Annotated in this window: 26 protein-coding genes, 1 other RNA gene and 1 pseudogene; 10 read left to right on the top strand and 18 right to left on the bottom strand. The window is 48.4% G+C overall.

All coding sequences use genetic code 11. The features are described from left to right. Window positions 1–305: 305 nt before the first annotated feature. Window positions 306–602 (bottom strand): DUF3579 domain-containing protein, encoded by a 297-nt coding sequence (locus tag AVO41_RS09255; protein WP_235584722.1) that lies wholly within the window; start codon window positions 600–602, stop codon window positions 306–308. Window positions 603–809: 207 nt separating this feature from the next. On the opposite strand from AVO41_RS09255, the gene aroG reads away from it, so the two are divergent. Next, window positions 810–1880, top strand: a complete 1071-nt coding sequence (aroG, locus tag AVO41_RS09250) for a 3-deoxy-7-phosphoheptulonate synthase AroG (protein ID WP_068586002.1) — start codon at window positions 810–812, stop codon at window positions 1878–1880. On the opposite strand, the gene thiL is transcribed toward aroG, so the two are convergent. Genes thiL through glyA form a run of 8 tightly spaced genes read right to left on the bottom strand, consistent with a single transcriptional unit; the run spans window position 1881 to window position 8637 of the window. Next, on the bottom strand, window positions 1881–2873 hold the full coding sequence (gene thiL / locus AVO41_RS09245; RefSeq protein ID WP_068585998.1) for a thiamine-phosphate kinase: 993 nt from the start codon (window positions 2871–2873) through the stop codon (window positions 1881–1883). It lies immediately after the preceding gene. 9 nt (window positions 2874–2882) lie between these two features. Beyond that, window positions 2883–3383 (bottom strand): transcription antitermination factor NusB, encoded by a 501-nt coding sequence (nusB, locus tag AVO41_RS09240; RefSeq protein ID WP_068585995.1) that lies wholly within the window; start codon window positions 3381–3383, stop codon window positions 2883–2885. After that, window positions 3380–3850: a 6,7-dimethyl-8-ribityllumazine synthase gene (gene ribE / locus AVO41_RS09235; RefSeq protein WP_068585992.1), complete on the bottom strand. Its 471-nt coding sequence runs from the start codon at window positions 3848–3850 to the stop codon at window positions 3380–3382. The genes nusB and ribE overlap by 4 nt, the downstream gene beginning before the upstream one ends. Beyond that, window positions 3847–4974 carry a bifunctional 3,4-dihydroxy-2-butanone-4-phosphate synthase/GTP cyclohydrolase II gene (gene ribBA, locus AVO41_RS09230; RefSeq protein ID WP_068585989.1) on the bottom strand — a complete coding sequence of 376 codons (1128 nt, stop codon included), beginning with the start codon at window positions 4972–4974 and terminating at the stop codon, window positions 3847–3849. The genes ribE and ribBA overlap by 4 nt, the downstream gene beginning before the upstream one ends. Window positions 4975–5001: 27 nt before the next feature. Further along, window positions 5002–5667 (bottom strand): riboflavin synthase, encoded by a 666-nt coding sequence (locus AVO41_RS09225; RefSeq protein ID WP_068585986.1) that lies wholly within the window; start codon window positions 5665–5667, stop codon window positions 5002–5004. Window positions 5668–5669: 2 nt separating this feature from the next. After that, window positions 5670–6839, bottom strand: coding sequence for a bifunctional diaminohydroxyphosphoribosylaminopyrimidine deaminase/5-amino-6-(5-phosphoribosylamino)uracil reductase RibD (gene ribD, locus AVO41_RS09220; RefSeq protein ID WP_068585983.1), 1170 nt, complete (start codon window positions 6837–6839; stop codon window positions 5670–5672). A gap of 20 nt (window positions 6840–6859) precedes the next feature. Further along, window positions 6860–7324 (bottom strand): transcriptional regulator NrdR, encoded by a 465-nt coding sequence (gene nrdR / locus AVO41_RS09215; protein ID WP_068585980.1) that lies wholly within the window; start codon window positions 7322–7324, stop codon window positions 6860–6862. 35 nt (window positions 7325–7359) lie between these two features. Beyond that, window positions 7360–8637, bottom strand: a complete 1278-nt coding sequence (gene glyA, locus AVO41_RS09210; RefSeq protein ID WP_068585977.1) for a serine hydroxymethyltransferase — start codon at window positions 8635–8637, stop codon at window positions 7360–7362. A 245-nt stretch (window positions 8638–8882) separates the two neighbouring features. On the opposite strand from glyA, the gene ettA reads away from it, so the two are divergent. Both ettA and AVO41_RS09200 read left to right on the top strand, forming a co-directional pair. Continuing rightward, a complete protein-coding gene (gene ettA, locus AVO41_RS09205) occupies window positions 8883–10556 on the top strand; it encodes an energy-dependent translational throttle protein EttA (RefSeq protein WP_068585974.1) in 1674 nt (557 codons plus the stop codon). 12 nt (window positions 10557–10568) lie between these two features. Next, window positions 10569–11486 carry a GGDEF domain-containing protein gene (locus tag AVO41_RS09200; RefSeq protein WP_068585972.1) on the top strand — a complete coding sequence of 306 codons (918 nt, stop codon included), beginning with the start codon at window positions 10569–10571 and terminating at the stop codon, window positions 11484–11486. A gap of 161 nt (window positions 11487–11647) precedes the next feature. Here the strand turns inward: AVO41_RS09200 and fur are convergent, their stop codons facing one another. Next, window positions 11648–12058: a ferric iron uptake transcriptional regulator gene (gene fur / locus AVO41_RS09195; RefSeq protein ID WP_068585969.1), complete on the bottom strand. Its 411-nt coding sequence runs from the start codon at window positions 12056–12058 to the stop codon at window positions 11648–11650. 210 nt (window positions 12059–12268) lie between these two features. Here fur and AVO41_RS09190 point away from each other — a divergent pair, with 210 nt between their 5' ends. Beyond that, window positions 12269–12541: an outer membrane protein assembly factor BamE gene (locus tag AVO41_RS09190; RefSeq protein ID WP_235584721.1), complete on the top strand. Its 273-nt coding sequence runs from the start codon at window positions 12269–12271 to the stop codon at window positions 12539–12541. A 12-nt stretch (window positions 12542–12553) separates the two neighbouring features. Here the strand turns inward: AVO41_RS09190 and AVO41_RS09185 are convergent, their stop codons facing one another. Together AVO41_RS09185 and AVO41_RS09180 are read right to left on the bottom strand one after the other, a co-directional pair. Continuing rightward, window positions 12554–12865, bottom strand: coding sequence for an RnfH family protein (locus AVO41_RS09185; protein ID WP_068585963.1), 312 nt, complete (start codon window positions 12863–12865; stop codon window positions 12554–12556). Then, a complete protein-coding gene (locus AVO41_RS09180) occupies window positions 12858–13289 on the bottom strand; it encodes a type II toxin-antitoxin system RatA family toxin (protein WP_068585960.1) in 432 nt (143 codons plus the stop codon). The genes AVO41_RS09185 and AVO41_RS09180 overlap by 8 nt, the downstream gene beginning before the upstream one ends. Window positions 13290–13322: 33 nt before the next feature. On the opposite strand from AVO41_RS09180, the gene smpB reads away from it, so the two are divergent. From smpB to AVO41_RS09165, 3 genes are all read left to right on the top strand, one after another. Next, entirely contained in the window at window positions 13323–13799 is a 477-nt protein-coding gene (gene smpB, locus AVO41_RS09175) for an SsrA-binding protein SmpB (protein ID WP_068585957.1), read from the top strand. 119 nt (window positions 13800–13918) lie between these two features. Next, window positions 13919–14276, top strand: a transfer-messenger RNA (tmRNA) gene (gene ssrA / locus AVO41_RS09170). Window positions 14277–14577: 301 nt separating this feature from the next. After that, window positions 14578–15786, top strand: coding sequence for a site-specific integrase (locus AVO41_RS09165; protein ID WP_068585954.1), 1209 nt, complete (start codon window positions 14578–14580; stop codon window positions 15784–15786). Window positions 15787–16162: 376 nt separating this feature from the next. On the opposite strand, the gene AVO41_RS09160 is transcribed toward AVO41_RS09165, so the two are convergent. Further along, window positions 16163–16513 (bottom strand): hypothetical protein, encoded by a 351-nt coding sequence (locus AVO41_RS09160; protein WP_068585951.1) that lies wholly within the window; start codon window positions 16511–16513, stop codon window positions 16163–16165. A 170-nt stretch (window positions 16514–16683) separates the two neighbouring features. Between AVO41_RS09160 and AVO41_RS09155 the strand changes: the two genes are divergently transcribed. Further along, window positions 16684–17061 carry a hypothetical protein gene (locus tag AVO41_RS09155; RefSeq protein WP_068585948.1) on the top strand — a complete coding sequence of 126 codons (378 nt, stop codon included), beginning with the start codon at window positions 16684–16686 and terminating at the stop codon, window positions 17059–17061. A 710-nt stretch (window positions 17062–17771) separates the two neighbouring features. After that, window positions 17772–18092, top strand: a pseudogene (locus AVO41_RS09145) (endonuclease); the annotation flags it as partial. A gap of 173 nt (window positions 18093–18265) precedes the next feature. Here the strand turns inward: AVO41_RS09145 and AVO41_RS09140 are convergent. The 4 genes from AVO41_RS09140 to AVO41_RS09125 all read right to left on the bottom strand — a co-directional run bounded on the left by AVO41_RS09140 (window position 18266) and on the right by AVO41_RS09125 (window position 21509). Continuing rightward, on the bottom strand, window positions 18266–18712 hold the full coding sequence (locus AVO41_RS09140) for a hypothetical protein (RefSeq protein ID WP_068585939.1): 447 nt from the start codon (window positions 18710–18712) through the stop codon (window positions 18266–18268). A 344-nt stretch (window positions 18713–19056) separates the two neighbouring features. Beyond that, window positions 19057–19503: a hypothetical protein gene (locus AVO41_RS09135; RefSeq protein WP_068585936.1), complete on the bottom strand. Its 447-nt coding sequence runs from the start codon at window positions 19501–19503 to the stop codon at window positions 19057–19059. A gap of 3 nt (window positions 19504–19506) precedes the next feature. Next, window positions 19507–20154 carry a TIR domain-containing protein gene (locus AVO41_RS09130; protein ID WP_201022869.1) on the bottom strand — a complete coding sequence of 216 codons (648 nt, stop codon included), beginning with the start codon at window positions 20152–20154 and terminating at the stop codon, window positions 19507–19509. Window positions 20155–20252: 98 nt separating this feature from the next. Next, window positions 20253–21509, bottom strand: a complete 1257-nt coding sequence (locus AVO41_RS09125; protein WP_068585934.1) for a DUF6161 domain-containing protein — start codon at window positions 21507–21509, stop codon at window positions 20253–20255. 378 nt (window positions 21510–21887) lie between these two features. On the opposite strand from AVO41_RS09125, the gene AVO41_RS09120 reads away from it, so the two are divergent. After that, a complete protein-coding gene (locus tag AVO41_RS09120; protein ID WP_068585931.1) occupies window positions 21888–22457 on the top strand; it encodes a recombinase family protein in 570 nt (189 codons plus the stop codon). On the opposite strand, the gene AVO41_RS09115 is transcribed toward AVO41_RS09120, so the two are convergent. After that, window positions 22458–25568: a type I restriction endonuclease subunit R gene (locus AVO41_RS09115; protein ID WP_068585928.1), complete on the bottom strand. Its 3111-nt coding sequence runs from the start codon at window positions 25566–25568 to the stop codon at window positions 22458–22460. Window positions 25569–25578 lie beyond the last annotated feature (10 nt).

The following is a 25578-nucleotide window of genomic DNA, read 5'->3' as shown; positions in this document are numbered from 1 at the left end:
CAAGAAGCTGCGTATTCTAGTGCGATCACTCATCGCGGTCAAGCTCTTTTTTGAAGTTTTTTTGATGTTTCTGTGTCAGCCTGATGTCTCTTTAAAAGACTCAATCCAACTCAGATCATCGCTTCAATCAAAAAGCCGCTCCCTTCCGGAAACGCCGCGTCAGCAACGCTGAACAGGGGGCGTATTCTAGCGACTCTCATTTAAAACGCAAGGGGTTTTTGATAATTTTTAAACATCAGCCGGAAAGCTGACGAGCAAAGACACAATCGAGCGCAGCGACGCTGCAGAAAAATCAGTTGCGCGATTCAGCAGCCGATTTCCTGCTCCAGATTTTCGCACACGCGCTGCATTTTAAGATTGTTGGATTTGGCAAAGTGCATCACATACTCAAACATGGCAGGGTTTTTCACCTCCAGCTCGGTATCAATGATCAGGCACTTTTTGCCTTTGTACAGCTCCGGATGAAGCAGGTCCGAAAAAACCAGCCGGTGCGAGGCACCGTACGACGCATACATAGAAGCAATCCGGTCAATCCAATCACTGGGACGAAACTTTTTTCCTTCTTCGGTAAACCCTTCAATAATGTATTTACAATGTGGCACGTCGGTTCGTTTTTCATCCTTTACAGCTATTGAATTCATAGCTTCGAATTATAACATAGGGTCATTTCGCTTCTCTAGACGTAAATCGCCCTTAATCCGGATAGGGCCATTTTTCTTTTAAGGCGTTATCGCTGCCTGCCAAGACAAATATTTACAAACATGGCATAATACGCGCCTTGTTGTTTTTAGCATTGAATTTAGAGTCCCATGAGCCAATACCCAACTGACGATCTGAGAATCAACGCCATCACGGAAGTGCGACCGCCGCAGGAGTTGCATGAGCAGTTTCCCATTACCGAGACCGCTGCGAAAACCGTGTTCGAGGCACGCAAAGCCATTCAAGCCATTCTGCGAGGTGAAGACGATCGCTTATTGGTTGTGATCGGACCCTGTTCGATTCATGATACTCAGGCCGCTCGTGACTATGCTCAAAAGCTGAAAGCGCAGGCAGACGCCTTGAGTGATGATCTTTTAATCGTCATGCGTGTGTATTTTGAGAAGCCGCGCACAACCGTTGGCTGGAAAGGCCTGATCAACGACCCGCTTCTGGACAGCTCATTTGAAATCAATCAGGGCCTTGAAGCGGCGCGCTCGCTACTGGTGGACATCAATGACATGGGCATGCCATGCGCGACCGAGTTTCTGGACCTGATCTCTCCCCAGTATGTTGCAGACCTGATTGCCTGGGGCGCAATCGGCGCGCGCACCACAGAAAGTCAGGGGCACCGTGAACTCGCCTCAGGCCTGTCTTGCCCAATCGGCTTCAAAAACGGCACCGATGGCGGTTTCAAAATCGCCGTTGATGCGATTCGTGCCGCCAACAACCCGCACATTTTCCTGTCGCTGACCAAGATGGGGCATTCGGCAATCTTCTCAACCGCTGGCAACCCAGATTGCCATGTGATTTTACGTGGCGGCAATGACGGTCCAAACTATGAAGCCAAATACGTTCAGGAAGCGGCGGACCAGCTGAGTGAAGCAGGCGTACAGAATCGCCTGATGGTCGACTGCAGTCATGCAAACAGCAGCAAGCAGCACAAACGCCAGTTAGTGGTGGCCGAAGACATCAGCCAGCAACTCAAAGATGGCAGCCCCTACATTATGGGCGCGATGGTGGAAAGCCATCTGGTCGAAGGCCGTCAGGATTATCAACCCGGCGACACCATGACCTATGGACAGAGCATCACCGACGCCTGCATTGGCTGGGATGACTCTCTGCAAGCATTGAACAGCCTGGCCGAAGGGGTTCGCGCTCGACGCAAGCACAAAAAAGCCTGATCAGACGAAGTGGCGATAGCCCACTGTGTCGTCCGCAGGCTCATATACTTGCCATGCCTGGCCGTTTTGATTTAATCGAAGCTGCTCACCTTGCTCCAAGCGTCCGATCACCGTCAGCGGGGTTCGTGTTTCAATACTGAGACGCTCAATTTCCAAGCGCTGTTCCGGTGCGAAAGCAACAATCAACTCATAGTCATCCCCCGTGGTCAAAGGCCACAAACGGGATGCATCACTGCTCTCCAAACCGTCCAGGGACGCCTGCATCGCCTTTGAAAAGGGCATGGCATGCCAGTCGATTTCTGCCCCCAGGCGCGAAGCCTTAAGCATGTGCATCAAGTCAGCCAAAAACCCATCGGAGACATCGATTGCCGCCGATGCGAGATTCCTTGCCTTTCGACCAAACTCAACACGCGGCCAGGGACGGTTCAATTTTAACTCGGCCCGGCGCTTTCGTTCCCCTTGAAGGCGACCTTGCTTGGACGCCAACCCGAGGCCGCCGTCACCGATCACGCCCGTGACAGCAAGCAAATCCCCGGCCTTGGCGCCGCTGCGACGCACGGCCTTGCCCGAGGGCACTTGGCCGTGCGCGGTCACGGTTACAACCAGGGTATCATGCCGTGTGGTGTCTCCCCCAATCAAGGGAAGTTGAAACCGTTCGGCCAGACGTTTGAGCCCCAAAGAAAAACGACTTAACCAGGCCTGGTTATTTTTGTGGTCGGGCAGGCTCAAGGCCAATGAAAAGGCCGCCGGGGTTGCCCCCATCGCCGCCAAGTCACTAAGATTCACGGCCAGGGCTTTCCAGGCAATGGCTTCAGGGCGGGTATCAAAGGGAAAGTGAACGCCCTCAATCACGGTATCCGTGACCACCACCCAATCATGACCGGGTTGACTCGCCAGAACGGCGCCGTCATCCCCAATCCCGACCAGAGGTTGCGGCGAAATGCGGCTAAGCGGTAGAAAATAGCGCTCGATCAGATCAAATTCGGCAGGCATGACGCGAGCTTAGGGTTGTTTTTTGTCGGCGTACAGCTTTTTTTCCAACTGACGCATGTCCTCGGCCACCTTATCCAACACGCCATTGATGTACTTGTGACTGTCTTCGGCACCAAAGCGCTTGGCCAGCTCAACCGCTTCGTTGATCACCACCTGATATGGCGTCTGAGCCTGAGTCTGCATTTCATAGGCACCCAGGCGCAAAATGGTCCGTTCAACCGGATCGATGCGACTGGCCGCCCGATCCAGATATGGCGCATAAAGCTGGTCCAACTGTTCTGCCGACGTCGCAACGCCTGTCAGCATTTCCCGAAACATTTTTATGTCACAGTTTTCCAGACGCCCGTCCACTACAAACTGATTAATCAGTGCCTGGGTGTCGGTCTGGTTAATTAACCATTGATACAGCGCCTGAACCAGTGCGCGACGGGTCTGACTGCGCTGGCTGACGGGAGCTTCGTTGACCTCAACCTCTTCTCCCTGGCCGGGTTTGAACTGGTTCGGATTCATGCGTTACCCAACTGCTTTAAAACATTCACCGTTTCAATCGCCGCCAGGGTGCACTCTTCCCCTTTGTTGCCAGCTTTGGTGCCCGCGCGCTCAATGGCCTGCTCAATGGTATCAACCGTCAGAACGCCAAACGACACCGGCACACCGGTCTGAAGCGCCACCTGGCCAATGCCTTTAACGCATTCGCCGGCCACATAATCAAAGTGCGGTGTGCCACCACGGATGACTGCACCCAACGCCACGACGGCGTCATACTGCCCGGATTGCGCCATCTTCTGTGCCACCACCGGAATTTCAAACGCACCCGGCACCCAGACCTGTTCAATGTTTTTTTCTTCCCCACCGTGGCGCACAATGGTATCCACCGCGCCCTTAACCAGACTTTCGACCACAAAGCTGTTAAAACGCCCCACGACTAAACCGATCTTCAAACCCTGTGCGGTCAAATTTCCTTCAATTGTTTTCATTTTTCTGCCTGCTCTTGTTTTTCCACGTATTCGACAATTTCCAGACCGAACCCACTCAAGGCGTTCATGCGCCATGGGGAACCGATCACGTTCAATTTTTTCAATCCCAAGTCACACAAAATCTGTGCCCCCAAGCCATACGTCTTGGCGTCGTCCTCTGTGGCCGCTTCCGGGGATTGAATGCCTCGATCACGCATCTGGTACTGCTGAATTTTATCCAGTAACTCACTGCCTTCTTCGTGTTTGCGCAACACCACAATCACTCCCGACCCGGCACCAACGATCTGTTGCATGGCCCGCTGCAATGACCAGCCGCACTCTTCCCGCTGGGCATTGAACAGGTCACACAAAGTGTCCATCATGTGGACACGGATCAGAGTCGGCACCTCCGGTTCCGGATGACCGTACACCAGCGCCAGATGCGCCCGATGGTCCACCACGTCTTCATAGCCGATCAAACGAAAGTCGCCATAACGGGTGGGAAAGTCGCACTCAGACACGCGTTCCACGGTCTGTTCATTTTTCAGACGGTATTCAATCAGCTCAGCCACAGTGCCCAGCTTAATGCCATGCTCCTGAGCAAAGGCTTCCAAATCATCACGGCGTGCCATGGTGCCGTCTTCATTCATGATTTCCACGATCACCGACGCCGGTTCCATCCCCGCCAGACGCGCCAGGTCACAGCCAGCTTCGGTGTGCCCGGCACGCTCCAACACACCACCGGAACGCGCCATAAGCGGAAACACATGCCCCGGCGTCACTATGTCGGTGGGCGCCGCATTGGGCTGGATCGCGGCCTGAACCGTTTTGGCCCGGTCAGCGGCCGAAATCCCCGTGGTCACACCGGTCGCAGCCTCGATCGACACAGTGAAATTGGTTCCCAGAGAATCCTGATTCTGTCGCGTCATCAAAGGCAGGTGCAGTTGCTGGCAGCGCTCGCGCGTGAGGGTCAAACAAATCAAGCCACGCCCATAGCGGGCCATGAAATTAATCGCTTCCGGTGTCACGGCGCTGGCAGGCATCATCAGGTCACCCTCATTCTCACGGTCTTCATCATCCATCAGAATGACCATCTTGCCCTGCTGATAATCGTCGATCAGCTCTTTGATACTATTAAGTTCCATGCTTGTCCTGTTTGAAGCCGTTTGAGATTACATAAAGCCGGATTTTGCCAGCAGCTCTGCCGTCACATTGGTTGAACCCGACTGCGACGAGCCATCCGCCTGCCCAGCCGTCAGCAGGCGTTCAATATAACGCGCCAACAGATCAACCTCAAGGTTGACCTGCGTCCCGACCTGAAAGGCCTCAATCGTGGTTTCACTCCGGGTATGAGGCACAATGTTGACATCAAACACCGCCCCCTCGATCTGATTGACCGTCAGGCTGATGCCGTCTATGCAGATGGACCCCTTCGCCGCGATGTACTTCGCCAGATGAGCCGGTGCCTGCACCTGATAGCGCCAGGAACGAGCATCCTGGCGGATGGCAATCACCTCGCCGATGCCATCCACATGCCCGCTGACCAAATGGCCTCCCAGACGATCATCGACCCGGAGTGCTTTTTCCAGGTTCACTGGCGAACCGACCTTGAGCTGCCCCAAGGTGGTGACCGACAGACTTTCGGCCGACACATCGGCCACATAAAAATCCTTCCCCAGCTCAATCGCCGTCAGACAAACGCCGTTGCAGGCAATGCTGTCACCCAGTTCGACATCATCCATGGGGAGCTTGCCGGTCTGAATGGTCAGACGCGCATCGCCCTGACGCGATTCAATTTTGTCAATATAGCCTTTGGCGGCGATGATTCCTGTGAACATGTCTACTCCTGACTCGATTTTGGTACCGCAATGCCGTACATATCCGCGCCACACGGCTGCATCGACATCCATTCAAAGGCCAATCGATCATCCATATTGACCAGGCCTGGTAAGAATGCCATGTCACGCGCATCAGAGCCCAGCATCACCGGGGCGATAAACAGATGTGCCTCATTCATCCCCCCCTGCTGCAATAAGGCACCGTTTAGTCGTGCCCCCGCCTCAACCAGCACAGAGCGGATGGAGTGCTCTCGATGCAAAAACCCCCACAAAGCCGACAGTGACACTTGCTTCTTGGCATCAGAGGGCAAGGCGAACACCCGGGCACCGGCCTGTAACAGGCACCTCACCTTCTCAAAGGATGCCTCATAGGCTTGCTCCGTGGTAACGACCCAGGTCTCCCCGGGAACACTCAGCATTCGCGCCAGCTCAGGAAAGCGCAAGGAAGAGTCCAGCACAATACGCACAGGGTTGATGGCTTCCGGCCCAAAATCGGCCGCGTGCCATCCCAGCGCATCACAGTCTGCTTCCGGCAGACGAACGTTCAAAGACGGGTCATCGGCCAGCACAGTCTCCACACCGGTAAGCAAGGCCTGGTGTTGCGCTCGAAGGCGATGCACCTGATGGCGTGCATCTTCCCCGGTAATCCATTTGCTTTCACCCGAGGCCATCGCAGTTTTCGCATCCAGACTCATCGCAATCTTGGTGCGCACAAACGGCCGTTGCTGGCGCATGGCGTACAAAAATTCGCGATTGAGCGCTTCCGCTTCGGATGCCAACAAGCCAACCGCCACCTCAATGCCTGCCTCCTGCAGCCGCTGCAATCCGTTTCCGGCGACTTGCGGATTGGGATCCGTCATGGCCACGACCACCCGCCCCACTTTGGCTGCCACCAGCGCATCCGCACAAGGCGGCGTTCGCCCAAAATGCGAGCAGGGCTCAAGCGTCACATAAACCGTCGCCCCGGCCACCGACTCCGTCGCTTCGGCCAGCGCCATGGCTTCTGCGTGCAACGCGCCTGCTTTGGCATGCCAGCCTTGAGCCACCACTCGATCATGATGGGCGATCACACAGCCCACTGCCGGGTTAGGCAAGGCAGTGTAACGCCCTTTTTTTGCCAGACTCAACGCCTGGCGCATCATGCGGTGGTCCAGTTCACTAAAGGCCGTCATGGACTTATGGCCTCGCATCTTTATTGAGATCGCGTGGCACTGACCAGCTTTTCCACTTCCTCACGGAATGCATTCACATCCTGAAAAGAGCGATAGACCGAGGCAAAGCGCACATAAGCCACCTGATCCAACTCACGCAAGGCATCCATTAACATCTCTCCAATCTGAGAAGACGGTACTTCACGCACACCTTCCGCCGTCAGAGCTTTTTCAATCCGGTTGACCACCTGATCAATCGCATCACTGGCCACCGGACGTTTTTCAAGCGCCTTGATCAGGCCGTGACGAATTTTAGACTCGTCAAACCGCTCCCGGTTGCCGTCCGACTTAACGACTCGCGGCAAGCTCATTTCCGCCACCTCATAGGTGGTAAAACGCTCCTCACAGGACAGGCAGGCACGGCGACGCCTGACCTGAGCGCCCTCCGTCGCCAGGCGCGAATCGATCACTTTGGTTTCCGGGGCGTTGCAAAAAGGGCAATGCATTCAAGTCTCCAGAGGCCAGACGTTAAAGTGCCTGATCAGCCTTTGCCGTATACAGGGCGCTGCGCACACAAAGCCGTGACTTTTTCGCGCACCTGCGCGATCACCGCATCGTCCCAGGTTTCATTTTCCTGGTCACAGGCAGCGATCACATCACACATCCAGTGCGCCAGATCCGCCGAATCGGCTTCGGTAAAGCCACGCGTGGTGGAGGCCGCAGTCCCAACCCGAATGCCGCTGGTCACAAACGGCGACTTGGGATCATTGGGCACAGAGTTTTTGTTGATGGTAATGTGGGCCGCCCCCAGCGCTGCGTCCACCAGCTTGCCGGTCAACCCCTGTTCAATCAGGCTGACCAGGAACAAGTGGTTTTCGGTGCCTTTGGAAACCACATCATAGCCACGTTCCATGAACACTTTGGCCATCGCCTTGGCGTTTTTGATGACGTTTTCCGCGTAGGTTTTGAATTCCGGCTCCATGGCTTCCTTGAACGCCACGGCCTTCGCCGCGATCACGTGCATCAATGGCCCGCCTTGTGCGCCTGGGAAAATCGCTGAATTGATCTTTTTTTCCAGCTCTGGATTCGACTTGGCCAGAATCAACCCGCTGCGCGGGCCGCGCAAGGTTTTGTGCGTGGTGGTGGTCACCACGTCCGCATAAGGGATCGGGCTGGGGTACACTCCGGCGGCGACCAGCCCGGCCACGTGTGCCATGTCCACCAGCAGGTAGGCACCCACTTCATCGGCAATTTCACGGAATTTGGCCCAGTCCACCACTTGCGAGTAAGCCGAGAAACCGGCCACGATCATTTTGGGCTTGTGTTCGCGCGCCAGTTCTGCCACCTGATCGTAATCGATTTCGCCGGTCTGCGGGTTGAGCCCGTACTGAACTGCTTTGTAGATTTTGCCGGAAAAGTTCACATGCGCCCCATGGGTCAAATGCCCACCATGCGCCAAGCTCATGCCCAACACCGTGTCGCCCGGTTCCATCAACGCCATGTAAACCGGCGCATTGGCCTGAGAACCAGAGTGTGGCTGCACGTTGGCATAATCCGCGCCGAACAGTTCTTTCGCCCGATCAATGGCCAACTGTTCCACCACATCCACATGCTCACAACCGCCATAGTAGCGCTTATAGGGATACCCCTCCGCGTACTTATTGGTCAGTACCGAACCTTGCGCTTCCATGACCCGGGGACTGGTATAGTTCTCCGATGCGATCAGTTCGATGTGATCTTCCTGCCGAACGGCTTCGGCCTGCATGGCCTGGGCCAGTTCATCGTCATAGCCGGCAATGGTCATGGTTGGTTCAAACATGCACGTTTTCTCCTGAAAAAGCGGGTTGACTGGATACCGGACCGGTTTTTCACCAGGCCTGGTAAAGGTAATAAGACTAAACAATAAATTTTATCAACTCTTAGCCCATTTTGCACTTTAAATCCTCGCAGACGGCCGCCACACAAAAACTTTATAAACAACGCTTTTTTCGGTACAGTTACGCTTATTTAGCGCACCGACCCAGAAAGGTCCGGGTGCACGACATTCAATATAAAGAGGTTTTGATGGCACAGTTTGTTTACACCATGAACAAAGTGGGCAAGGTCGTACCGCCCAACAAGCACATTCTTAAAGACATTTCTCTGTCCTTTTTCCCCGGTGCCAAAATCGGGGTCCTTGGTCTGAATGGGGCTGGTAAGTCCACCCTGCTTCGCATCATGGCCGGGATCGACACCGACATCGTAGGCGAAGCCCGCCCTCAGCCCGGCATCAAAATTGGCTACCTGCCACAGGAACCTCAGCTCAATCCGGACAAGGATGTGCTGGGCAACGTCGAAGAGGCGGTACAGGATGTCAAAGACGCACTGGCCGAACTGGACGGCATCTACGCCGCCTACGCCGAGCCCGATGCCGATTTTGAGGCCCTGGCCAAAAAACAGGAAGCGGTCGAAGACCTGATCCAGGCCAAAGACGGCCACAACCTGGAACGCACCCTAAACATCGCCGCCGACGCGTTGCGCCTGCCTGCCTGGGACGCCGACGTCACCAAACTATCCGGCGGGGAAAAGCGCCGAGTCGCCCTGTGCAAGCTGTTGTTGGAAAAACCCGACATGTTGCTGCTGGATGAGCCCACCAACCACCTGGACGCCGAGTCCATCGCCTGGCTGGAGCGCTTCCTGCTCGAATTCAGCGGCACCGTTGTGGCCATCACCCACGACCGTTACTTCCTGGACAACGCCGCCGAATGGATTCTGGAACTGGACCGCGGTGAAGGCATCCCGTTTGAAGGCAACTATTCTTCCTGGCTGGAACAAAAAGAAAAACGTCTGGAAATGGAATCCAAGCAAGAAGCGGCCCGCATGAAAACCATCCAGCACGAACTGGAATGGGTGCGCTCCAATGCCAAAGGCCGTCATGCCAAATCCAAGGCACGTCTGTCACGCTTTGAAGAACTGAGCAGCCAGGAAACCCAAAAACGCAACGAAACCAAGGAAATCTTTATTCCGGTGGCCGAGCGTCTGGGTGACAAAGTCATTGAAGTCGAACACCTAAACAAAAGCTTTGACAACAACCTGCTGATCGAAGACCTATCGTTCCGACTGCCACCTGGCGGCATTGTCGGCATCATCGGGCCCAATGGCGCGGGTAAATCCACCCTGTTTAAAATGCTAACCGGCCAGGAACAGCCGGATTCCGGCACCATCGACTTCGGCGAGACGGTGCAGCTGTCCTATGTGGACCAGTCGCGCGACGCGCTTGACGACAACAAAACCGTGTACGAAGAAATTTCCGAAGGCGACGATATCTTTATGGTCGGCAACATCGAAGTCAATGCGCGTGCCTACGTCGGTCGTTTCAACTTCAAAGGCACCGATCAGCAAAAACGCATCGGCGAGCTGTCGGGCGGTGAGCGCAACCGGGTCCATTTGGCGAAAACGCTGCGCAGTGGCGGTAACCTCCTGCTGCTGGATGAGCCCACCAACGACCTGGATGTGGAAACCCTGCGCGCACTGGAAGAAGCCCTGCTCGACTTTGCCGGTTGTGCGGTGGTCATCTCCCACGACCGCTGGTTCCTCGACCGCATCGCCACGCACATGCTGGCTTTTGAAGGGGATTCGCACGTCGAATGGTTTGAAGGCAACTTCTCGGACTATGAAGAAGACCTTAAACGCCGCAAAGGGCCGGATGCCGCGCAACCACACCGCATCAAGTACAAACCCGTGATGAAAAACCAATAAGGAGTCTTGACCATGGCCGCAATGGAATCCCGCATGCAATCGCACATTGAAGCGATTGCCAATGCCATGCCCGATCCGATCTTTGTGATGGGCGAAGACGGCACCTACCTGGATGTCATTGGCGGCCAGGAGCGCAGCCTATATGCCGATGGGCACCCCCTGATCGGCAAAAACTATTTTGATGTCCTGCCGGAAAAGATGGCCGAGCGTTTCACCAAGGTGGTAAAAAAGGCCATTGCCAGCGGTCAGCTTCAAGAAATTGAATACCAACTGGCCGACACGGAGGTGGCGGGCATTGAACCGGTGAGCACCACCGAAGGCCAATGGTATGAAGCGCGGGTTTATCCGCTCAACAGTGATGCCTACCAACAGCCAGCCGCCATCTGGCTGGCCATCAACATCACTCAGCGCAAACACATGGAAGAGCAGATTGAACAACTCTCCTCGCGTGATCCTTTGACCGATCTGTACAACCGGGATTTTTTCCTTGAGATTGTGGACGAAGAACTGAGCAAGGCGCGATTGAATCAGCGTCCTCTGTCACTGGCAAAAATCAATCTGGATTGCTTCAAACGCATCACCGATGCCTATGGTCACGAAATTGGCGACAAAGCCATTCTCACCGCGGCCCATGCGATTTCACACGTCATTGCTGATCTGGGCTATATCGGCCGACTGAGCTGTGACCAGTTCATGATCGTTTTGCCTGACATCAAGGCGGTGGATGCTTTTCGGATCACCAAACTGGCTCAGGAAACCATCTCGGCGCAAACCATCGCCCTGACCGACAGCGACACCACCTGCCTGACCAGTCATGCCGGCGTCACCGAGCTTCGAGAGGAAAGCGATGACAGTCAAATGCTGTTCAAACGGGTCAACAAAGCAATCAAAGGCCTTGACGGCACGCGCGAGGTCATCAAAATCCAATAATCCGGGGCGTCTGCTCGTTTACTTGCGTGGCGATGACACTTTGACCAGGCCTGGTTAAAACGCCCCTTTTCGCCATCATTGATAACAAAAGACAGAGTGTCAGACACAAAAAAAGCGGGCATTGCCCGCTTTTCTTCTATTCAGACCTGCGATTGAGGGAATTAATCGTCACCATGATAGGTGCCGTAAATCACCAGACTGTGGCTGGCCAGATCAAACCCTTTTTCCTTGGAAATTTCCTGAATGCGCTCTTCGATCACCGGATCGACAAACTCACGTACCTTGCCAGTTTTGACGCAGACCAGGTGATCGTGATTGTCACCGGTATCCAGTTCAAACACGGAGATGTTGTTTTCGAAGTTCAGGCGACGGACGATACCTGCCTGCTCGAATTGAGTCAAAACGCGATACACCGTGGCCAATCCAACTTCTTCGCCCTGCTCGATCAAAATCTTATAAACGTCCTCGGCCGTCAAGTGATGGTCTTCACCTTCTTTCTCCAGAATCTCCAGTACCTTCAATCGAGGCAAAGTGACCTTGAGACCCACCTTTTTTAAATTTGCGCTGCCCATGAACTTGAATGATCCCTTTTTAAAATTGATTACGTGTATAATTGACGGCTAAATCGATTCGCATTTTCTAACAGCTTAATCCGAGACGCCTAACGTTTTATGACACTGATTCGAAGATTTAGCGCTATTATAACGCTTTTTGCCCTATTCTCCACCCTGTCCGCCTGCTCTTTTTTCACCCCTTACAAGGCACCGATCACACAGGGAACCGTGATTGACACCGAATCCCTGAATTCCCTTCAGGAAGGGCTGACGGCTCAGCAGGTAGTGGAACTCTTGGGCCCGCCGTTCGGGCAGGACCCGTTCAATCCGAATCACTGGTCTTACGTTTTTTATACCACCGACCCGTCCTTCCAGCCCGATGCGGTCAATCATCTCTGGGTCGCGTTTGACCAGCAAGGCTACCTGACACAATGGCAGGTTAAAGAGAAACAAGTCGACATTGACCGAGGATTCAACGACGGCCTCGGGTTGTTTGATTAAACATCAAACCGTTCACGATTTTTCAGTCGATTGCTGGCGTTCCTGCGCCACTTTCTTGCGACGGCGTTCTCTGGGATCCGCTTTAAGCGGTCGATAGACCTCGATCCGATCTTGCGGCGACAAAACATGATCCGGCTTCACCGGCTGAGAAAAAATCCCCACCTGAGAAATATCCAGATCCGGAAACCGTTTCAACAGCTCTGACTGCTTCAGGGCCTCTTCGACGGTCGTGCCCGGTGCAACCTCTTCCGTGAGCAGGTATTGTTCCTCCGGCAAAGCGTAAGCCACCTCAATCGGAATTCGTTTTTGCGTGCGCTCATCCATACAATGCTTTCGCTCTGACACAAAAAGACTGAACCAGCGTCGCGGCGATCTGCTCAAACACGGGCCCCACAGCCATATTTAACAATTTATTACGAATGGAAAACCGCATATCCAGTGAAATGCGGCACGCCTGATCCCCGATTGAGTCAAAGTGCCACTCGCCTTCAAGCGTATCAAACGGCCCATCCACCAGCGACAACTGGATTTGGTGCGGCGGGTTAAGACGATTACGCGTGGTAAAACTCTGCTGAATACCGGCCTTTTTGATATCGATGCGAGCCACCATGGTGTGATCGGTGGATTCGAGCACCTCACTGCCACAACACCAAGGCAAAAACTCAGGATAGGACTCGACCTGATTAACCAGATCAAACACCGATTGCGCCGAGTATGGCAACAGCGCCGAGCGCGTGATTTGTTTCATATGAATGCCGCTATCCGCTATAATTGCGCTATTATGGCAAAGAAAAAAAAGCAACACAATCCGAACACGATCGCGCTCAATAAAAAGGCGCGCTTCGACTATTTCATAGAAGAAACCTTTGAGGCTGGGCTCGCGCTGGAAGGCTGGGAAGTCAAAAGCCTGCGCCAGGGAAAGGCCAATATCAAAGAAAGCTATGTGCTGCTCAAAAACAATGAGGCCTGGTTGTTTGGCGCCACCATCACCCCGCTGATCAGCGCCTCCTCCCACATGCCTCATGACCCGCTGCGCTTGCGAAAGCTGTTGCTGCATCGCCGTCAGATTGATCGCTTTATTGGCCTTAAAGACCAGAAAGGTTACACGGTCGTACCGTTGGATCTGCATTGGTCGAAAGGTCATGTCAAAGTCACCATCGGCCTAGCCAAAGGCAAAAAACAACATGACAAGCGCGCCGTGCAAAAAGAGCGGGACTGGAATCGCGACAAACAGCGAATTCTCAAATATCACGCCTGACGGCCTTGAAAAGGCTGACACCCACCCTATTATTACGTTAGAATGATTTGAATCAGGAACCGGTAGGAAGTCACTTTTTACCAGGCCTGGTTACTATTCCATAACCTGTTCTCCATTCTGGGGCTGTTCTGGCTTCGACGGGGAGTACAAAGTTTGGGATGCATGCCGTGCCTGAGATGACGCACGTAAATCTTCATTTCAATTTGTTATAGTTGCAAACGACGATAACTACGCTCTAGCGGCTTAATCCCGCTAGCACAGACCAGCCCCGTTGTTCGTGGCGCCTGGTTCTGTGTCGACTTACACGGAATCGCTGGTCGTATGTGTTTGGATGCGGCCAGTTAAACTTTGACAAACTCGCGGTACGTGATCCCGGCCGACTGGGTAGCGTGCCGTTAAAACAATAGGTCGGATAAGCATGTAGATTCTCGAGTGGCGGCTTCCCGGACGGGGGTTCGACTCCCCCCAGCTCCACCAACATTTCGACAAAAACCTTCCATAACCTTATGTTTTTTAAAGGCTTAAGGCCTCATATTCCGCTCTAGGTCATCCTTTGGGCGTTTTCTCGTAAAGTCTCAGTAAATCGCAGCTTATTTCATTACTACTCACTTGGTTGGACCACAAAAGGACCACAGCTCACAATGACGCTAATTTCGTGGTCCTTTTTCGCTAGCCAAGGCAAAAATTAATTAAACACGCAAAAAATGGCGTGTTTAATTTTTTTTGGCTTTTATGAAATGGCTAAAGTTCCCTTAAAGCAATTTAAAGGAGAACTTCAATGGCTTTACATCAACTAACTGTTAAACAGCTTGAAAGTGCTGAATACAACCCTAACGGATCAAATGAATATCATGATGGTGGCGGACTCTTCGTAAGGATTCTTGCAAAGAATAAATGTTTCTATTTCCGATACAAGAAGCCAGCTACAGGAAAAAAGACCAATATTAAGATGGGGCTTTTTGGTGATTTAACACTTAAACAAGCAAGAGATAAAGCTTCAAATTTCCGCCAATTGGTTAATGATGGGCACGATCCAAAGGAGACCAAAACGACTGACGAAAATCAAACGTTTGGTGAAATAGCAAAGCAGTTTTTTCAAATCAACAAATCTTACTGGAGTGATTCTCATTACCGAACCACGGTAACTCGCTATAAAAATTACTTGGAACAACCGCTAGGCAAAAAACAGGTTGAAAAAATCAAAACTCGTGAGTTAACGGACATTCTGAACAAAGTAGCAATTGCTGGCAGCTATGCTACTGCTGCAAAACTTTCACATATTATAAGAGGCGTTTTTAAACACTCTTATCAGTTAGGGGTGATTAATGTTCCACCGCCAGAACTTATGACTCTAGTTGAAAATAAGTCAGAGCCCAAAAACCATGCGTACTTAGATTTATCAACTAGTCAGGGGGAAAAACAATTCAAACAGTTCGTACAAGACGTTAACTCTGTCAAGGCAGGGATATCTGTTGCCGCTGCTCTTAATTTAGCGCTACACTTATTTTTAAGGACGGGGAACTTAATTTCATTAAAGCTTAAACACTTCGATCGAGAGAAGAGAGAGCTCCAAATACCGAAAGAGGAAATGAAAAGCGGGCATTGCGACTATAAAATTCCTCTTTCGGATCAAGCCTTTGAGATTATTGACCAACATATAGAGCTTACAAAGCCACAAGAATTTATTTTCGAAAGCAAGCGTTCAAAGTGTGGTCATATATCGGAAAGAAGTCTTAACAAAACAAAACTTAGGCTTGGATGGAACCAAAATGACATTACAATCCATGGACTCCGCCACACCGCCACTACTTTTTTAACAGAGAAAGGCTTTCCATCCGAATTAACTGAATTGCAACTTCACCATCGACTCCCTGGAATACGAGGAATTTACAACAAAGCGCATCGCATAGAAGAACGACGTCAAATGATGCAATACTGGAGTGATTACATCGACAGCCTTCTAAACAACATGGGCCAAGCAGCTTGATCAAGACTTCTCACTGGGGAAGCCGTGTTGGAACAGATAGTGCACGACTTCCTTTCTACTGAAACAATCCATTATCAGGTGTAACTAGTAATAGAATCCATTCGAATTTATTAATATTAACAAGCCTTAATGCACGGAAAGAAGGAATGAACCGTTCCACCCACAACGACCCCATCATTATGAGTGGGGAGATCAAGTTGAGCCACCCTACCCCTACAAGACGAATATTCGTTTATTATCAACAGCTTAGATCATACTGGTTCGCACCCTCACATGCTCGATTTTGGGACAAAAAGACTCGATTGGTGACACAATATGACACAAACTACCATCCATTGCTGCAAGCCTCATCTCATCACGAACGCTGGCTAGACTGTCAGCTTTTCCCTCCTTTGAGAACTTCTGTAATGCCCGAGCGCTTAATTCTTAAGCCAGATTTAAGCAAAGAGTATAACTTTTGAGCATATTCTGCGGCCTCTTCATCTTTAACAAGATGCATATATTCATCCTCACCAGGAATCATATTAAGAGTACGCTCAAAAAACATATCATCCTCAATGACATCAAAGTTTCGCTCTAATGCTTCAATGGCCATTCTAAGGGAGTGTTTATCAGCCTGACCATCGAAAAAAACCCCATCTAAATAGAAAGTTAACATCATTTGAAATTCAAACATTTCTAGCTTAACCCACTCTACTTCTTCGTACTCCAAGTTGTCAAAATCCATTAAAAATTAACCTTTAAATAAAAATATTAAAAAATAATTAAACATCAAAAAAAAGATATAGTTAATCTAAATATAAAACCAATAAATCCATATTATTTACTTGTGGCAGGGCAATGGTGCTTTGACACATCATAACGTCGCATAGGGTCGACACAAAAGAAGGAACAAAAATGATAAGTAATACAATAAAAAAAGATTTATATTGGTTAAATTCCAGCTTACGTGATACTGATGACAATGCTGAAAACATTGAAGAAAAGCGTGAAAAAAAGATTCAATTATGGAAGGCTTGTTCTACACTCTCGCAATCGATCAAAAATTATTTAATCATTCGCTATCAATGCACCGGCTTTTCTGTAATGGTTGAAGGCCCTTCTGAAGAAGAAACTCAGCATCTGATAGCAGCAATGGCTGAACTTGATCGCATTGTAGAAGAGGCTGCTGATGCCTTGTTTACTCTCGACAAAAAACCCGAGGGAGTTGCAGAGGATGAAAACAATAACGAGTCGAGTGTTGAACCCCCTGCAAAAGAAAAAGCTGACAAATAAAAGTTTGTTATACCTACCGCTTCTTGTTTTGAGTCAAATACACTAGACAGAAGCAAAACCAAAGCTGCAATGGGCGATATGCTATTGCAGTTTTTTCTCTAAGAATCCGAAATAAACCAACCGTTTCGCACCTGAGATCATTATCCATAAACTTTCTATTTAGTCTACACCCTTCACAACGGGTCTGAACAAACAGTCATACGCTGATCCATGATCGAATCGGAGCCACTCCAAATCCCTGAACTGTTAGCTTTCAAGCTAAATACAGTATCATTAAGCCCAGTTATGAACGATGGAAAGCTCATGCCGAAAAAATATTATCTTTTTATTTTTTTTCTTTGGTCTGACCGGATGCTCACAAGCTGACGTTAGCGGATCTTACTATCAAGCCAAGAAGAAGATGTACAAGGACGTCTATGGGAATAAAGGCGACACGTTCTATGTTAACTGCTCCTGGGAAAAGAAGACGGTAGATCTTGTGGGTTGCGGCCTAGAAAACGCTTTCGAGAAGAAGTATTCCAAACGAGCCAAGCGAACAGAAGCGGAGCATGTCATTCCTGCGTCCTGGATGTACAAGGTCAACGGCGAATATCGAAGCTGCTATTACAAAGCCAAGCAAATCACCGGCGTTTCCCCCAGGGACTATTGCCAAGATCACGATGAGAGCTATAGAGCCGCTCACAACGACTTAATTAACCTTAGGACCCGCAGTTGGTCAAATCAACGCTTTTCGTGGCAACAAGCCATTCTCAGAGACGATTTCAGGCGAAGACAAACGTACTTTCCGAGGAAATGGCAAGAAAGTGGTCTTTGCCAGCCGGGTTATTATCCCTGACCAATCCATCAGAGGCGATATTGCCCGCATTGCCAAGTACATGAATCTAACGTACGGCGTCACTTACTCCAAGCGACAGCTAGTCCTGTTCGAAAAATGGGAAAAGAGAGATCCGGTTTCTGAAGAAGAATTGCAGCTGATTAACCGCATTCAGCGGGTGCAAAAGACCGGTGTGTTTGACGTATGGATCAAATAATCTAAAAGGCGGTTGTCTTTTTTTCACAGCGCTGGTGGATAACCGGTCTTACCGTAGCTATTTTTATTTTGGTTACAGCAATCAATAATCTGTATGTCTTTGAAACTTTATGAGCAAAAAGCCGCTCAGGGAGAGTATTGGAGCCTTTAAAAGTTTTCTGAAGACGCTGATAACTAAGGCAATTTTTTTAAAAGCTCCTTTGAACTCATATAAAAAGTTGGAAGAGGGTTGAAAAACTCTTCAAACCGGGTCCAGCCATTTTTTTCAAGGATTGAAATCATGTATTCCTGAGTGACGTGCCCTACAACAATATAATCGAAATCTTTGCTTGCTAGCTCTCTCAAGACACTTCTAAATGCACCCATACCCCTATACTCTTCAGTAATACTAATTTCTTCTATGCAAATGACTTTCTCTACAAATTCACGGGGGGTTGGGTATTGATTTCTTAATTCTTCGATGTAGGGTGGAATACGAATTCCAATGTCGATTATTTCATTTACCAGGGAAAATGGTTGACCCGGATATTGACTTAATATGAATTCGTTAGCGACCGCTTTCCCGAATTTTCTGACATTTTTCTCATCACGCTCTTTTTCTGTTTCGTACTCGTCGCCCACTTTTACACCACGCCATTTAACTTTGTAATATCTCAGCTATGACGATTGATCTTAACACACCTAAATCCTCCACGCATGAACTCAGCGGCGGTATCGCTGAGGATAACTTAACGGAAAACGTGTCCGATTTTGGTTGACCGTAACAGTAAACTGTTTTGACTCTAGAATCTGTAGCTGTTGGCTATATTATTTGTTTGTGAGCTAGCCTTTTTTGAGGCAGTGGCACAAATCAATATTTATCAAGTCTTGGCACCTGAATTCGAGTATGAAGAAATCCTTTTCTAATGAACTTAGCTCTAAACCTAAAGCGGCAAAGTGAAAATTATTGATCAAACTAGCCATAATTAAGTGGCTAATGCAATTTCCTTCGTAATGAATATTAAAAAAGCCATAGAGAAATAAAACCCCCAAATGGAGAAGGATTTTAATGCTTCCATTTGGTGCCTGGACATGCTTCCGGCAGGCCTTACTGAAAATAAATCATCTTCTGTAAGATTTTTTTGATGAACCTTAGAAATAAAATTGTTATAGGATTCACGAAATCCTTTTTCTAAAGCAAGGTAGTAGGCATCCAAAAAAGCAAAAATTATTGTGGGCATTAAAGCAATCCAAGCATAGTCTGGATTCCCTTTATCGGCTACTATTACTAGAATAGCTGCGACTAGACTGACACACCACGCTTTTGAATTTGTGCTGTTTGTTGCCATCCTTTGAATTACACTCTGAATAATTCCTAGGTGGGTTTGTATAGACTGGGTTTCAGGAAAGATTTCTGCTTCACTTTGCGGCATTTTTTAAGCCCTTTTATCTTGGATAGCTTCATGGATCCACCGACTTATATTAAGTCGTATTTGATTATATGCATCTCTAGGATCAGGGTCATAAACCTTTATATATGAGGAAAGCAAGGTACCATTATCAAAATAAAAATTATCGAAAGGATTCTTGCCTTTTTTTGAAAATCCTGTGCGTGGACATCTTATATTGTGAATATGTATGCCTATTATGGCTTTTTTGTCTTTCCAAGCTTTTTCTATTTCGTAGTTAATCCATTTTCTTTGGTGCGTGTCTTCTCCAATAAGAACAACTAAACACCTTTTGTATTTCATATTGTTGTCGATCCAACGTTTAATGCCAGTTTCTGACTGCTTGATTTTTTCCCAATCAGCAGTAGAAGTTGGAGGATTACCGTCTAATGCCCCAATGTTTCTGATAAGACTTGTTCGCATTACGTCCTTAGCATAATGAAAGCTGTAAAAAACGGGCACTTTTGGCATATCATCTCCAAAAAATTCATCTAAAAGGGATCCGATAACCAACCCAGCCACCAAACCTACAGGATTACGAAAAAAAACGGATCCAATACCAGCACTGACTAAGTGCGATAATTTGAGTTCTTCTGAGTCATCATGATCTGTTTGTGATGAAGGTAACTTTATCATAAAGATATAGAAATTCGGTTAACTACAAGATTTATCCCACTCAACAATTTGATCCAAACAATTATTATGGATTTTCTTGTTGTCAACATTAAAAAATGTTAGTTTTTCTTAAAAATATCAATAACAGGCATTACTGGCACACCTCCGTCTTTTCCCAATAAGCCTGAATCTGATCGGCTAAATAAAGACTGGAGGACAATTTTCCGTGTTTCGTTGTCAAAATCTGTTTTATTAGCAAGTGACAAGTACAAATGCGTAAGCTGCTCTCTTTCTCTTGCATCACGGTATAGATGTACAGAGCTCAAAGTGAGTTTTGCAAGAACTGAAATAATAAATGCATAAGCAGAAGCGAATGCTAAAAGCAATGCAGCGCCTTGCAAAGTATCTAGTTGAACAGGAAGTTCTTTTCCTTGCAGCCAGATTTTAAAGAAAACTGATATTTCCATGAGCCCAAAGACAATAATCATTAATAAAAACGTGCCCCATGTCATAGACCAAAAAATATGGGTATTAGCTGCCTGTTGCCAATATTGAGCAGGACCTTTAAATCTTAATTTTTCCTTATATTCCTCCTCAAACTCTTTAGCTCTTTGTTGCCACTCCTCCATCTTCCCATCAAATTTTGAAGACTGGCCTGATGCTTGTTTCTCATGCTGTGTTGCCTGAGATTCTTTCTCTTTTTCAAATTGCTCAATTTGATCTTGAAAATACTGATCTATGTCTTGATGTTTTATACGTATACTTTCAAAAAGCTGATTTGAAGATTCCCTCAATTCAGAACGAATCTGGTTAATGGACTCTTCTGAACTTTTGGCGAAATCAAATAATCCATTTGATTCATACCCTTTGAACTTGTAATATTCAAAGAAAGCAATCAACTGATTTGAATTATTTATAGGATGGTTCTGATCAGGGTTTTTTAAAATAGATAAAAAAGTATCTAAAATATTATTGTTATATTTTTCATTAATTTCTAATATTATATCGACAGATGTGTCATTTCTTTGAATCCATTTTTGCCCTAAAGAAATAAGTTCGGATTTATATAGCCTTTGAAGTTGTGAAATTAAGTTTGTTTTTTGCTCATTTGATACAGCATTTTCAGCGCCTTGAATGAATTTCTTGATGTGATTCAGACTTGTATTTTTAATTTGGCTTAAGAGCCCACTATTCTGGTTAGGAATATTTGATAATTTTTCAAACCAAAACTTATATTCAGAACTCAGAAAGGAAACAAGCTCTCCAAGTGTTGTAAATTCAATTCTTTCCCCAAAATAGTCAGTCAAATTTGACGGATATTTCACGTCATTTCTTTTCAATGAACTGGAAAACTTTTCCATTTCTTCTAACGTCATAATAATCTTAAAACCTTTTTAATAATTTGTATTAGATTTTTAATTTAATAAAAATTATTTATGTTTTAGAAAGTTTAATACAATTTATCATTCGTTATAGATGTAATATTTAAACCAATAATTAAATATAAGCTCACCCCACAATAAACATATGGGGTTATTTGAAATTTAATTCTATAAACAGTCTATTAATTTGTATAACCAAAATAGCCATTTTATCCTTGATCTGATAATTAAGGAAAACCGTTTCATATGCTCCTGAATTAAACGACCGTTTTCTTTACGTCTTGCTGCCTGGCCGCCGATCTATTGATTTCTGAGCAAATTGTGTAAATATAGCCGTTAACTTTTCTACGTAAACAAAACGGCGGGGTGTAAATGGATATAGGGTATGCGAGAGTCAGTACAGAAGATCAAAGCTATGATTTGCAGGTTGATGCATTACAAGATGCCGGATGCGAAGTCATCTACTCCGAAACATGGAGTGGTAAGCACCGAGACCGTCCTGAACTCAACAATGCCCTTAAAAGTCTCAGGAAAGGCGATTCGTTTGTCGTCTTTCGGTTAGATCGGTTAGGCCGCAATTTAAAAGATCTGGTTGAGATCGTATCTGACCTCGAAAAACGAGGCATTGGATTCAAAAGCCTCAAAGAATCGATTGATACCACCTCGCCAACAGGCAAGCTGGTGTTTCACATCTTTGCCTCTTTGGCCGAATTCGAACGCAATCTGATCTCTGAGCGCACTAAAGCCGGTCTTAAAGCCGCCAGGGCCAGAGGCCGCAAAGGTGGCCGACGTCGCTCACTGAGTCGCTCTGACGTTCGCAAAATCAGAGCATTGCTCAAAGACCCTCACATCACCAAAACCGAAGTGGCCAAGGATTACGGAGTCTCTCGGGTCACGCTCAACAAGTACCTCAATGAACCAGAATCTGGCCCGGTCCAATGATCACAGGTTGCCTCGCTGGTAAATCATGTCCAGTACAATTTCGGTAAATAACGCCTTGGTTCGGTCATTGGACAAGATCTGAGAGGCCATCTCATTATGCCTGTCCATGGACTCCGCCACCGACTTAAGGAGCACCTGTGGAAAGTCGGATAACTGTGCTTGATCACGAGGATTATTCTTCAGCTGTGTTTTCGTGGTCGTATCCTCTAACACCTTGTCGGCTATGGTTCGAGCATAGTTGACCATGTCATCATCGGTTAACTCCCCGGCAAAGGCGTCATTGAGCTGTTTGACGATGTTTTCAATGGTATCGGTTTTCGGTTCGGTTGCCCCAGCCGTACCAGCCTGGGAAGGGTCGAGCTTTTCACTTTTCAGATCGATTTTATGCGTCTTTCTGTTCTTGATGCTGTAGTGAGTCAACTCAACATCCGTCAAGTCAATCTGGTCGTCTTCTCGAAGTGTGGCAAGGTTTGGTGCCAGCCCTCGGCAAAAGGCTGAGAGCTTCTCGAGCTCCGTGTCTTCATAGGATTGGATTTGTGAAAGGAACTCATACATTCGCACAAACTGAGTGAGTCGCTTTTTGAACCGGTCCAGTGCGTTTTTGTATTCTTTTGCGGTTTTCAGCTCAACGCCGGTATTGTGAATCGCCGTCTCATCACCATCGTTAATGGCTTCAATTTGTCTGTCTAGGATGGTTTTGATCTCAGTCACCGCCGCTTTATAACGGGTCTTAAAACGGTCTGTAGCGGGCTTCACAGCCGCTGACATTTTTTCCTGTTTACCATTGGGATCAAAATAAGCATCAGCGAAATCGTCGACCTCTTTGATTGTAAAGATCCCTTCCTCTTCAAGCTGGTACTGCATCTCAAAGATGATGTTGGGGTCGGTGACGTCCGAAAGCATCGTCGTCTCATAAAAGGGGCTGAAGGCCTCTTTGATTTCTTCCGGCTTGTTCATGAAGTCGATGATGAACACATCTTCCTTGCCAGGGTAGATGCGGTTCAAACGAGCCAGAGTCTGCACGGCATCCACACCACTCAGCTTCTTATCGACGTACATTGCGCAAAGTTTCGGCTGGTCAAAACCGGTCTGGAACTTATTGGCCACAATCATGACCTGGTACTCATCGGTATCAAATGCCTTACGCATCTCACGCCCCTTGAGACCGGGGTTCATGTTGCCTTCTGTGAATTCTCTTGTCTGGCCATTTTGATCTTCATCAACGAGTGAGCCTGAAAATGCCACCATCGCCTGAATGCCTTCATAACCTGCATTCATGACATATTTATCGAAGGCCTGTTTGTAGCGCACCGCTTGTTTCCTGGAGCTGGTGACCACCATGGCTTTGGCCTGGCCATCGAGCAGGTGCATGACGTTCTCTTTGAAATGTTCAATGATGATATGCACTTTCTGCGCTATGTTGTAAGGATGGAGTTTGACCCATTTGGTGATCTGAGCTTTTGCCCTTCGCTCTTCTACCTCAGAATGGTCATGCGATGAGAGTTTGTGCAGGACGTCATAGGTGGTGTAGTGCTTGAGCACATCCAGAATAAAGCCCTCTTCGATCGCCTGGCGCATGGTGTAGGTATGAAAAGGCGCTGGGATGTTTTCTGATGAGGGTGGTGACTCTGGATCAGGAAGCGTTCCAAACATCTGGATGGTTTTGTCTTTTGGGGTGGCTGTAAACGCAAAATGACTGATGTTTGAGGTGTCTTCCTCTTGCACTGCGTAGGCCAGAATGTCGTCCACGGTTAGCTCTTCGCCTTCTTCAATCTGCTCGGAGGTCAATACCTTTTTGAGTTGTTTGGCCGTGGAACCTGTCTGCGATGAGTGAGCCTCATCTGCGATGATGGCAAAGGATTTCTCTCTCAGAGACATTGATTTTTGAATGTCTTCGAGCACATATGGGAAGGTTTGAATGGTGACCACAATGATTGAGGCCCCTTCCTGAAGTGCTTCGGAAAGCTTGGCGGATTTGCTGCCACCGGATTCAGTTCGATTGATGGTCTGCACCACCCCTTTGGTGCGTTCGAACTGAGATATGGTTTCCTGAAGCTGGGAGTCGAGTACGTTGCGGTCAGTGACGACTATGATGCTGTCGAAAATTCGGTTGTTGTCTTTGTCATGGAGCGATGAGAGCTGGTGGGCCGACCAGGCAATGGAGTTGGATTTCCCGGAACCGGCTGAGTGCTGGACCAGGTAATTCTTGCCCGGACCACTTTGATACACGTCTTCGATGATTTTTCTGACCGCATCGACCTGGTGATACCTCGGAAAGATCAGTGTTTCACTCTTGTGCTTCCTACCCTGAGCGTCTTCTTTATCCTTTTTCTCCAGATGAATGAACTTACCGATAATGCGAAGCAGTGTGTCCTTTTGAAAGATGTCTTCCCAGAGATAAGAAGTGGCATAGCCATTCGGATTAGGCGGATTGCCTGCCCCGCCCTCATTTCCTTTGTTAAAAGGCAGGAAGTGCGATTTATGGCCTTTCAGGTGGGTACACATGTAAACTTCATCGGTACTGACAGCGAAATGGACCATTGCCCTTTTTTTAAACGCCAACAGCGGTTCTTCTTTGTTGGTTGCGGGATCTCTCGGCTGACGGGCTTGGCGATACTGCTCGACGGCATCCCAAACGTTTTGGGTGAAATCCGTTTTGAGCTCAAGGGTGGCAACGGGCACCCCGTTCAGGAACAGAACAAGGTCGATCGAGTTCTTGTTGTTTTCAGAGTAATAGACCTGACGAACCACTCTCAGGATGTTTTGTCTGTAGGGCTCCATGAGCTGTGCAGTTTCCAGATCCGGCTTGAACTGACAGAGTTTGAAACGAATGTTGACGTTTTTTAGTTCGTTGCGCAGACAGTACAGGGAACCGTATTGATCCATCTGCTTAGCAACAAAACGGACCAGTGCCTGGTCTGTGTCTTTTGGATAACGCTTTTGGAACTTCTTATACTGCTCAGGCTGGGTTGTTTTGATGTAAGCGAGCATGTCATCGGGGTACAAAGCTAACGCCCTGTCATAGCCTTGAGAGTTGCCCTCAACCCAATCGTGCGTGCTTAGCAGGCTATCTACAATCTCAGTTTCAAAAACGTTCTCTGTATGTTTCATGAATTCCTCA

Source organism: Thiomicrospira sp. WB1 (assembly GCF_001507535.1).
Lineage (GTDB): Bacteria > Pseudomonadota > Gammaproteobacteria > Thiomicrospirales > Thiomicrospiraceae > Hydrogenovibrio.
Note: the sequence above shows the minus strand (reverse complement) of the source record. Positions and strands in the feature narration are given on the sequence as shown.